Annotated in this window: 7 protein-coding genes; 2 read left to right on the top strand and 5 right to left on the bottom strand. The window is 37.8% G+C overall.

The features are described 5' to 3' along the window. Positions 1-190 precede the first annotated feature (190 nt). Positions 191-694 (top strand): DNA topology modulation protein, encoded by a 504-nt coding sequence (locus tag ABDZ84_RS09875; protein ID WP_026679946.1) that lies wholly within the window; start codon positions 191-193, stop codon positions 692-694. Positions 695-784: 90 nt separating this feature from the next. Further along, positions 785-2,788 carry a S9 family peptidase gene (locus ABDZ84_RS09870; protein ID WP_343781298.1) on the top strand — a complete coding sequence of 668 codons (2,004 nt, stop codon included), beginning with the start codon at positions 785-787 and terminating at the stop codon, positions 2,786-2,788. Between the two features lie 291 nt (positions 2,789-3,079). On the opposite strand, the gene carB is transcribed toward ABDZ84_RS09870, so the two are convergent. The 5 genes from carB to ABDZ84_RS09845 form a co-directional block, all read right to left on the bottom strand. After that, on the bottom strand, positions 3,080-6,313 hold the full coding sequence (gene carB, locus ABDZ84_RS09865) for a carbamoyl-phosphate synthase (glutamine-hydrolyzing) large subunit (RefSeq protein WP_026679948.1): 3,234 nt from the start codon (positions 6,311-6,313) through the stop codon (positions 3,080-3,082). Continuing rightward, positions 6,292-7,392, bottom strand: coding sequence for a carbamoyl phosphate synthase small subunit (locus tag ABDZ84_RS09860; protein WP_026679949.1), 1,101 nt, complete (start codon positions 7,390-7,392; stop codon positions 6,292-6,294). Before ABDZ84_RS09860 ends, carB begins: the two co-directional genes overlap by 22 nt. A gap of 757 nt (positions 7,393-8,149) precedes the next feature. Then, entirely contained in the window at positions 8,150-9,031 is an 882-nt protein-coding gene (locus ABDZ84_RS09855) for an AraC family transcriptional regulator (protein ID WP_026679950.1), read from the bottom strand. 594 nt (positions 9,032-9,625) lie between these two features. Continuing rightward, positions 9,626-10,582 carry an alpha/beta hydrolase gene (locus ABDZ84_RS09850; protein ID WP_026679952.1) on the bottom strand — a complete coding sequence of 319 codons (957 nt, stop codon included), beginning with the start codon at positions 10,580-10,582 and terminating at the stop codon, positions 9,626-9,628. A 569-nt stretch (positions 10,583-11,151) separates the two neighbouring features. Further along, a complete protein-coding gene (locus tag ABDZ84_RS09845) occupies positions 11,152-11,640 on the bottom strand; it encodes a DinB family protein (RefSeq protein ID WP_051388248.1) in 489 nt (162 codons plus the stop codon). Positions 11,641-11,684 lie beyond the last annotated feature (44 nt).

Below are 11,684 nucleotides of genomic sequence, written 5' to 3'. Positions count from 1 at the left end.
CTAGAGGAAGCGTAAATCTGAGCATGTAGTGATAAGGACTGAGCGAATTTTGCTCCGTTTTTCTTATTGAAATAAACGTTCGTCAAGAGAAGAATGGATATTTCTCCTACGTTCAAGATATATCCCCCTACTTTTCTGAATATTGTGGTATACTATTTTTTTATTCTAAAAGTTGAAGGAGGAAGAAGCTTTGCAGAAAGTAATGATTATCGGCAATGGTGGTTCTGGAAAATCAACACTTGCTAAACAGTTAGGAGCAATGTTAGAAATTCCCGTCTACCATATGGACGCACTATTTTGGAAGCCTGGCTGGACACCGATCGATCGAGATACGTTAATTAGAGAGACAAAAAAGATAATGGGCCAAGATAAGTGGATCATTGATGGAAATTATAACGCGACAATGGAGATTCGAATGCAACAAGCAGATACCATCATTTTTTTACATTACCGAACTATCCACTGTCTTTACGGCATTGTAAAAAGACGGATTCAATACCGTAATAGAACACGTTCAGACATGGGAAAAGGATGTCCGGAGAAGCTTGATTGGGAATTTTTTAATTGGGTACGTACCTTTAATAAGAAAAAAGCCCCTACTATATACCATAAGCTCTCTAAATATCAGGATAAACACATCCTCATTTTTAAAAGACGAAAAGATCTAAATCATTTTGTACATACACTGCTTTAGCAAAGCAGCACTAATTGATTCTCTTTTCTAAATAGTTTAAACTATTAAAAACAGAGCTATCTGCCATGTATACTTAAAGGAGGTAATATGATGAATAGCCACAAACGTGCGCTTACATCAAATGACATTACTAAACTTGAAATTTTCAGTGATCCACAATTTTCTCCAGATGGTAAGGCTTTCACCTTCGTTTCTACTACTATCAATGAGCAGAACGACTATCAATCTCAACTTTTATATCAAAAGATGGATACAAGCGCAACAACACCCTGGACATTCGGTGCTGACAGTAACAGCCATCTTCGTTTTTCTCCAGATGGCAAAAAAGCAGTCTTTCAATCAACAAGAAGTGGGCTACCACAGCTTTGGCTAATTAATACGGATGGCGGCGAAGCACAACAGCTAACTACTTTTAAGCATGGGGCTACAAGTCCAACCTGGTCAAAGGATGGAAAATCTATTCTATTTCACACTTCATTAGAAAATGATGACGATATACATAACCAAAAGGAATTATCAAGCGAAGAAAAACAAAAAATAAAAGAAACAAAAAGCAAACAACCACTTATTGTTAACCGTTTAAAATATAAATCAGATGCAAAAGGATTCCATGATACAACAAACACACAAATTATTAGAATGAATGTCGATGATTGGTCTTTAGAGCAATTAACATATGCTGATACAGATCATTTCTTTCAAGATGTTTCTCCAGATGGAAGGCGGATTTTGTTTGCAGCTAATCTAAATGAAAATGCTGATCGCGAATTATCAAACGATCTCTATTTATTAGATACCGTTACGAAAGAAATAACTAATTTGACTGAAGGTAAGGGTTCCTATCATCAAGCTTCTTTTTCTCCAGATGGGGCTAAGATTGCGTATTTTGGTCACGAATTTGCGTATAAGAGCGCAACCTTAACGGAATTGTATGTTTTTGACCTCCATACGTCTAAGCAAACTTGTCTTACTACAGATTGGGATATGCAGCTTGGCGATGCGATGATTGGCGATACTCGTTTAGGTGATTCAACAACGGGACCAACCTGGCATAAGGATGGGAGGCACCTATTCTTCATTGCAACTAGTTACGGAGCAACTGCGTTGTATCAAATTAACCTAAAGGGCAAATATCAAACGCTTTATCATAAAGATAATCATGTTTTTGGATTTACGTATAATAGCGTTAATGACAAACTTATTCTTGGTATTAGTACACCAATTAATCCTGGTGATTTTTATTTATTAAACGAAGATGCAACGCTTACTCAGCTTACCAATGGAAATGAAGTTTTACTGAACGAAATAGCCTTTGGGGAACCTGAATCGTTAAAAATAAATACTCAAGATAACTGGGAAGTACAGGGATGGCTACTTCGGCCATACGGCTTTACAGAAGGAAAAAAATACCCAATGATCTTAGAGATCCATGGTGGTCCGCACGCCATGTATGGTCAAACCTTCTTTTTTGAACTTCAATTATTGGCTGCAAAAGGATATATTGTATTGTATACGAACCCACGAGGAAGCTACGGTTATGGGCAAAAATTTGTCGATGCATGCCGTATGGATTATGGTGGTGGCGATTATCAGGATGTGATGGAGGCTGTCAATTACGCTGTTCATACATATAGTTTTATCGATGAGAATCGCCTAGGTGTAACTGGAGGAAGTTATGGAGGATTTATGACAAATTGGATTGTAGGTCATACAAATCGATTTAAAGCTGCTATAACACAACGTTCTATTTCCAATTGGCTTAGCTTCTATGGCGTAAGCGATATTGGTTTTTTCTTTACAGAATGGGAGCATGGTTTGAATTTGTTAGATGATCCGGCAAAGCTCTGGGAAATTTCACCATTAAAATATGCGGCTGACGTGGAAACGCCGTTATTAATCCTACATGGAGAAAAAGATTTCCGATGCCCGATAGAGCAAGGCGAGCAATGGTATATTACATTAAAGCATTTAGAAAAAGAAGTAGAGTTTATACGATTCCCTGAAGCAAGTCATGAATTAAGTCGTAGCGGCAAGCCGGAGATGCGTATAGAACGACTCAATCATATTTGTCGTTGGTTCGAACAATATATTTAAAGCATCGCTTCCATCTGGACACACCATAAAGCATGAAATGGGTATAAAAGTGTTTCATCAAAGAAAAAACGAACAACTAGAAATGATGTGCGAGCGGTGTCTCCGAGCTCACGCACTGGGAACTCACCGCTGCCTTCCTCCTACAGGATAAGAGAGGGGAAAGGCAGCAGTACACCGCACGCAAAAATACACGCTTCTTTTTTCGAGGAATCTACGTATATTCCGGAGTTGTACATTTATTCATCTTTAGAATGAACCATTTCAGTTATGTCCAACTCTACTCCCTTTAGATTATTTAGAATTGACTTTTTTTGAATCGCAGTTTAAATAATCCTGTAATGCATGCACAGCATTATTTTTTATTGTTTGCCCACCCATGACCAGTGCTTCAAATGTTTCCAAACTGGTAAAACAAGGTGTTTGAAAGCGAACTGCTAGCTCGCGGAGATAGAATCCCATTTTCCCCTTTTTTCTTCCTTGTTCCGGAATGTTTAAAATAATGTCCGGCTTCAGCTTTTCCACTGCGGTAAAAATACTCTCTCGATCCTTTGGAATAGCTATTACAGTCAATCCATGTGAAGCTAGATAATCGGCTGTGCCTTGCGTTGCCATAATGCTAGCACCTGTTTGTATACATGACTGAATCCGTGCTAAACTTCCTGCTTTCATTCGCTCAGCAATCGACACAAAAATAAGTGGTTTTTTAGTAGTATGTAACTTCATATGAATAGATAAGACCTTCGAAAAAACTTCCTCTTTTGTCTGAGATATGGTAATGATTTCACCAGTAGACTTCATTTCTGGACCTAATAGATGATCCACTCCCTTAAGCTTGCCAGCCGAAAAAATTGGTGCTTTCAACGTAACATAACTTGGTTCAGCACATAAATCCAATTGACTTGACAGCTCTTTTATGGAATGACCTAACTGAACCTTTACTGCTAACTCAACCATCGCTATATCCGTAACTTTGCTCATAATAGGTACTGTCCTAGAAGCTCGCGGATTAACTTCTAATACATAAACCACACCTTTATGAATCACAAACTGAATATTCATTATACCAATAATCGGCACTGAACTCGCTATTTGTCTAGCAATGAAAGTCATTTCTTCCTTTTCAGATTTACTTAAAGAAAATGGTGGAAACATAGCCATGCTATCTCCAGAATGAACACCTGCTTTTTCGACATGTTCAAATATTCCTGGGACTACTATATCGCTACCATCGCTAATGACATCCATCTCACATTCTTTACCCGGTAAATAAGAATCGATAAGCAATGGCCAGCAACGATCATTCGTGTCATATTGAATTCGATCCACAATATCATGCAATTCTGATTTATTGTTACAAATAAACATCGATTGTCCACCGATTACATAAGAAGGACGTATAAGAACAGGAAAGCCTAATTCATTTATTGATACTGTTAATTCATCTAAATTTTTAACAATATCACCTTTCATATGATCAATCGATAACGTGTCAAGCAAGTGATAAAACTGTTCTCTATCCTCCATCTGATCAATATGCTCAGGTAATGTACCCATAACTTTTATTCCTTCACGCTTGAGATCATTTGCTAGATTAATAGCTGTCTGCCCACCAAATTGCAGGATTACCCCCTCCACTCCCTCTTTACGAGCGACGTGAAGCACGTCTTCTAATGCTAAAGGCTCAAAATAAAGTCGATCAGCGATGGAATAATCTGTACTGACTGTTTCTGGATTATTATTAATCACTATTGCTTCATAGCCTAATTTTTTTACTGCTAAAGCTGCGTGTACGGAGCAATAATCAAATTCAACACCTTGGCCAATACGGATTGGTCCAGAACCTAGCACAAGTATTTTTTTCTTATCACGTTTAATTGCTACTTCGTCTTGTCCATGCCACGTAGAGTAATAGTATGGAGTTACAGCATCAAATTCACCTGCACATGTATCTACTAATTTATATACCGGTTTTAACTGGACTTCTTCGTATCTCGCTCTAATCTCCTTTGACGTTACACCTAATAAAAAAGCAATGCGCTCGTCACTTATATTAAATCGCTTCGCCTTTTGTAATGCTTCTCTGTCAATAGTGGCAATCGATTTTTTGGCTACCCATTGCTCGAATAAAACAATATGTTCTATTTTCCTTAAATACCACAGGTCTATTTGTGTCATTTCTTTTATTTGCCATACATTCCAACCACGCTTGAACGCTTCATTGATTGCAAACAATCGTAAATCATTAGGTGTTTCTAATAATTCTTGAAGCCTGCGAAAAGTAATTTGAGTCATCTTTGGCCAATGCATACTATTAACATTTAATTCTAATGATCGTACTGCTTTGTTTAATGCACCTTCGAATGTCCTGTCAATAGCCATTACTTCACCCGTAGCCTTCATTTGTGTACCGAGTGTACGATCAGCTTCAGTAAATTTATCATAAGAAAATCGTGGAAGTTTAACGACGCAATAATCAAGAGCTGGCTCAAAAGATGCATATGTATTCCCTGTAATTGGATTGATAATTTCATCCAATTGTTGCCCTATAGCACATTTGGTTGCAATCCTAGCAATTGGGTAGCCTGTGGCCTTGGAAGCTAATGCAGACGAACGACTTACCCGGGGATTTACTTCGATAATATAATAATCATTTGAATGAGGGTTTAAGGCAAATTGTATATTACAACCTCCAACTACCCCCAGAGCTCTAATGACTTTTAAGGAAGAAGAACGAAGTAATTGGTACTGTGTATCAGATAATGTCTGGGATGGTGCTACCACCATAGAATCACCTGTATGGACTCCAACAGGGTCTATATTTTCCATATTACAAACAATCACACATGTATCATTGACATCACGTATAACTTCGTATTCTATTTCCTTCCAGCCTTTAATACTTCTCTCTACTAGAACTTGCTGAATTGGACTTAGTTCTAACGCCTTCTGTAAACGATCCATTAATTCAGGTTCATTATAAGCAAATCCTCCTCCCTCACCTCCAAGTGTATAGGCTGGCCGTAATATAACGGGATAACCAATTTCTTTTACAAAATCAAGCCCTTCCTCTAATGTTTCAACTACCTTTGATTGCGAAACAGGCTCATGTAAATCAAGCATTAGCTGACGAAATTCTTCACGACTTTCCCCTTTACGAATTGATTGTACAGATGTACCAAGAATGTTCACTTGATGTTCCTCTAATATCCCTTGATCATGGAGCGCAATCGTTAGATTTAGCCCTGTTTGACCACCCAACGTACCAATTAATCCATCTGGTTTTTCCTTAGCAATAATAGTCGCTAAAGACTCCACTTGTAACGGCTCCATATAAACCTTATCTGCAATGTGTTTATCGGTCATTATTGTTGCCGGATTATTATTTGCAAGAATAACCTCTATACCTTCCTCTTTCAATGCTAAACATGCCTGTGTACCAGCGTAATCAAATTCAGCCGCCTGGCCAATAACAATGGGACCTGATCCAATAACCAGCACTTTCTTTAAGGATGAACAGTTGCGCATAGTTGCTTCCCCCTTGTCATTCTGGCTGTTTCAACAAAATCTGTGAATATATAATGTGCATCACTCGGTCCAGGATGCGCTTCGGGATGAAACTGTACCGTTATCACCGGAAGTGACACATGCTTCAGTCCCTCTACAGAACCATCATTAACATTTTGAAATAACAGCTGAAAATACTTGGGGTTTAAACTTTCCTTTATTACTACATACCCATGATTTTGCGAAGTTATTGTCACTTTTCCAGTAAATAAATCCTTAATAGGGTGATTAGCTCCTCGATGACCAAAGGACATTTTCTTAGTTTTTCCTCCATATGCTAAAGCAATAAGTTGATGCCCTAAACAAATTCCTAAGGTTGGGTAACGTCTCGTTAGTCTTTTTATTAAAGGAAAGTAACGTTCTAAATCTTCTGGGTCACCGGGACCGTTACTAATAATAACCCCATAAGGATTTAGCTTTTCGATATCTTCAAACGAACTGGAATGTGGAACTATTGTCACTTTACAATCTTGTTTTATCAATGCATCCACAATCGATTTTTTATAGCCAAAATCAACCAATACCACATGACAGCTGCTACCTGCTCCTAAAACAATAGATTTCTTAACACTGACTTGTTCTATCAACTTATGACTATTTGGAAGAGAAAACTTATGCCCATAACCAGGAACTATTTTTTCTAAAATCAGCTTACCACGTACGGTTTGCTGTTTTCTAATAATGGTAACTAAGGTTCGTGTATCCACATTTTTAAGTCCTGGAACAGCTGCTTGCTTTAAACTTTCTGATAATGTAATTTCTGATTGAAAATGACTTGGTGTTTCACATATATCACTTAAGATAACCCCAGCTACATGCAGATCATTACTTTCATGACTATCTGAACTAACACCATAATTTCCAATAATAGGATAGGATAAAGTTAATATTTGCCCAGCATAGGAAGGATCGGTAAGCATTTCCTGATAACCAGTCATACTTGTATTAAAAACTACTTCTCCAGAAACTTCGCATTCATAACCTATCCAATCACCCGGAAAAGTTTCACCCGTTTCTAAAACAAGAAAACCTTTTGTCATTATATTCTCACCTCTGCGTTTTTTTAGATTATTCATTATTATAGAAGTTTAACAATCAACCTTCAAGTATATTTATGAATTTTTATAAATATTTATTCATTAAATTGTATTTTAATCTGGAAATATTGTATAATCACTGAATATTTAAACCCGGTCATGATTGGGTGTGATAGTGAAGCCCCTGGAGGATAAGCAGGCAGAACATTGACAACAGTAATCATAATATTGCAGTTGTGTAGATAGAGCAGTCTTTGAAACAACGACTTGCATGAGATTATAGTGATTCTCCTACAGCAGAACAAAAGCGCAAGTGCCCGATTAGAAACGTAGCGACTGGAGCGAGTCAACGAAGATAAAGGAATCACAGTAGCTTGCAAGCCGATGATGACTTAGATTAAGGCGATTCCTGAAGCGCCTCGTTTCTGGGCGCTGGAGCTGAACGCGGCTCAACACGCCCACATTTTTCCACATGGGCTGATTTTATAAATTCCAACACTACAAAAAGAGGCTGGGTCAAACACATTTTCTTTACTCAACATACGAATAATCATATTATCAATAGGAGTATCATCGCCGCACAGTGAAAATATACGCGCTTTTCGCGGGCACGGCTCGGGAACAGCATGAGTCCGAAGGTCCACTTGGTGCTAAAGAATGATTCTGATCAAAAAACGAACGATAATTAATTTCAACAAATCATCGTTCGTTTATTTCTTCATTCTTTTGTCTCAGCCTCTTCCCTCTTAGTCTATTCAGATCATTTAACGCTTTTTGTTTTTACAGGTACCCATATTTCACTTTTAAAGGTAGGTGAATGAATATCGCTATTTTCATTCCAAAGTATTTCTGGACCTTCCACTTGCTCATAATTGGAAGATGGAAACCATTCAGAATAAATACGTCCCCAAGTACTCTGTAAGGTTTCTGGAAATGGTCCGATTGCTTCAAATACCGCCCATGTTGACGCAGGAACATGGAGCTTCACGAAAGTTGCCGGACAAACCTTCGTAGTTGCCACACCAATATAATGATCCAGTTCCCCTTTTTCCTCCATTCTGCCTTCAGAAAAACTCGTTGATGCTTGAATCATCCCTATTGGTTCTACATTAGACAGCTCCTTCAGTTGATCCATTCTCTCCTCAGATAACGATTTCCACATAGCAGCAATCTCTGGATTAACACCGTGAAAAATAATTGGTACTCTTTTCTTTAGTCCAACGATTGAAAAAGAAGCTTTTTCTTCGATACGATAATTCATTTCAATTCCTCCATGTATTGATAATCGAAAAGTCATCCGAGGATACGCTTTTAGGTAACGCCCATGATCTCTTGCCTCTGTAGGTGTTAAGCCATGTAAATTTTGAAATGCCTTGGTAAAAGAATCGGGGGAATGATATCCATACTTAAGTGCAATATCAATGACTTTAGCTTCTTTGTCTTTAAGCTCAAAGGCAGCTAGAGTTAAGCGCCTACGACGGATATACTCCGATAATGAAATACCTGCAAGGAAAGAAAACATCCGTTTAAAGTGATACTCTGAACAATAAGCCAACTTCGCAACTTGTTTATAATCGATCGTATTGATAAGATTGGCTTCTATATAGTCGACCGCATCGTTCATCCGTTTTAGCGAATCCATCTTATGACCTCCTTTATCAATAGAATAACAGGAACAAGAGACCGTCATCCGATTATTCGTGCACAAATAAATCGGGAAATTCTTTATTATTCTAATCATTCATAAACCGAACTGCAACGCTTCCTTCGTCGTAGCTAAATTTAGAGAGCCATATTAAGGTCTAACAGACATATCTTAGGAAGGAAGCTGAGACGAAACAAAATAGTTAACTCAAAAGCCTCGTATGAAAATAAATGTTCATACGAGGCGTAGTCAAAATACGGAGAACCCTTGAAAAAGAAGAACACTTTTTCTGCGTGCAATGTCCACTGCCAAAGCCTTCCTTATCCTGCAGGAAAAGCACAAGCTTACGACCCTGTCCCGCAAGAAAGCGGTCTTTATATGGAAGAAGCTAAACCCATGACCGCGTTTGCTGAAATAATGAAAAAGCTTCGTTCACGTTGTCCTTGATATAATAAATCCCCCCTTCATAGTAGTACGGGAATTTTTATTATTTCTCAGTCTACTATAAAGGGAGCATATCAAAATCCGTTCGGATTATGATGTCAATTTTCCCAGTCTCTCACTTCAAAGGATTATTTTAAATTTTTAATATTACTGGATATATTTATCTAGAAAGCTAGTTAGCTTATCTATATATCTTTCTTTATGCGTTACAAATGCTTCCCCATGTCCTGCATGATCAAAAGTAATCATATCTGCTTCGCTTTTCGTATTTTCATATAATTCCTTACTCATTTGGGTTGGAACAAATGTATCTCCATTTCCGTGAATATAGAGAATAGGAGTTTCCGACTTTTTTACTTGTTCTAAAGCAGAAGCTTCTTGCAAGCTATACCCTGCCTTTATTTTAGTAACGACACTAGTACTTGGGAGCATTGGAAAAGCTGGTAAGTGAAACATTCTTCCCATTTGATAATTAAACATATCATATACGCTTGTGTACGGACTATCTGCTACGATTGCCTTTACGTTATCCGGTAAATCTTCCCCACTTGCCATTAATACAGCAGCAGCTCCCATAGAAACACCGTGTAAAACAATTTCCGTATCCTCCCCTTGTTCTTCGATCACTTTATTTATCCAATCTAAATAATCTAATCGATCATGCCAGCCAAAACCAATGTAGTCACCATCACTATCGCCATGGCCTCTTAGATCAGCAGTGAACATATTATAGCCCAATTCCTCATAATAGTATTGACCAAACATTCCCATATCTGTAGCACGACCTAAATAACCATGAGCAAAGATAACTGTTTTAGTTGTCTCCTCTTCTGCTTTTAGGTAATAACCTTGTAATTGAAGACCATCATATGAAGTCATTTCCCAGTTTTCAAAATCCTGGTCACGAACCCAATCCCTCCAATCCCCCTGGAGCATTTCATCTAATGCCTCTGCCGAAACCTCCAAATCAGAATTGTCTTGAAGAAAGTCCTTCTCATTTCTAGCAATCGCTAAATTATAAAAATAAAAACTAGCTACCACATCTATTATTAGCAGGATCGCAAGCAGACCTAACCCGATACGTATCCATCGTTTTTTCTTCAAACTCACTCTCCCCCTTTTTTAGCCTCACCTTTTAATTATACAGGAGAACAAGCTAGTAGATAACCCTTTTTCACTGGTACTTGTTAACAGTAAGAGCTAAAGACAAAATTACCCTTTAAATCAACCCTGGTATGCGAAATCGTCAACGGGCCGTTTTTATCAAAAGCGTTTCCTTAAAAGCTATAAAAGGAACTGAGTTAACGTGATGAATAATTAAAAGGAAAGAACAAAAGCGCAAGCGTCTGATTAGAAACTAACGACTGGCGCGAGTCAACGGAGATAAATGAATCACGATGTGCTTGCGATCCGATAATGACTTAGATTAAGGCGATTCATGATGTCACCTCGTTTCTGGGCGCTGGAGCTGGACACAACTCAACACGCGCCTATTAATCCATATGGGCAAATTTTATATTTTTTTAGAATATAAAAAAGCTGTCGAGACTTTTCCCGACAGCTCCTTATAACACGACTGAACCCTACGCTCTTATTATAAAGGTTGCATATTACCATGGCTTTTAGATTAGATATAAAAGGAAGGAACCAAAGGAACCTAATAAAGTAGCTTATCAATTATTGAACGCTGCTTTCACTTCTTTAATTTGTTCAATATGTCGCTTTTCATGATACCCAACAAACGGAATATATTGTTCAAGGCTCAAATCTCCAAATGCTGGATGTGGATATGATTTCTCCCTAAGTGTTTTCTTATCCGCTGTCTCATTTAACTGCCTTAATCCTTGATGACTTGCAGCTAACTTCTGCTTCATTTCCTCTAATGTTACAAAATCTTCACTAGGTACTGCGAAATCAGGCGAATCAACTTTTACGGAACGATTAACTGTAAAATGAATTGGCTTTTCTGAAACATGTACCGTATCACCAGTAATGAGTTGTTGTTGTATTATTTTTGTAATTGCAACCTCCATAAGATATAGATGCTCCATGATCTGTTTTACTGACCATCTATCTGCTGAGGCTTTTTTATTTATTTCTTCATCTGTTAATCCGTTAACTTCTGATAAAAGACTTTCTCGTGCTTGTTCATTAATTTGCAACTGAATCAACCTCCCTTTATCGCTATCTTAAAACAATACCCTTG

Origin of the sequence: Virgibacillus salarius, assembly GCF_039521925.1 — a bacterium.
Taxonomy (GTDB): Bacteria; Bacillota; Bacilli; order Bacillales; family Amphibacillaceae; genus Virgibacillus; species Virgibacillus salarius.
This window is presented reverse-complemented; position numbering and strand designations above follow the sequence as displayed.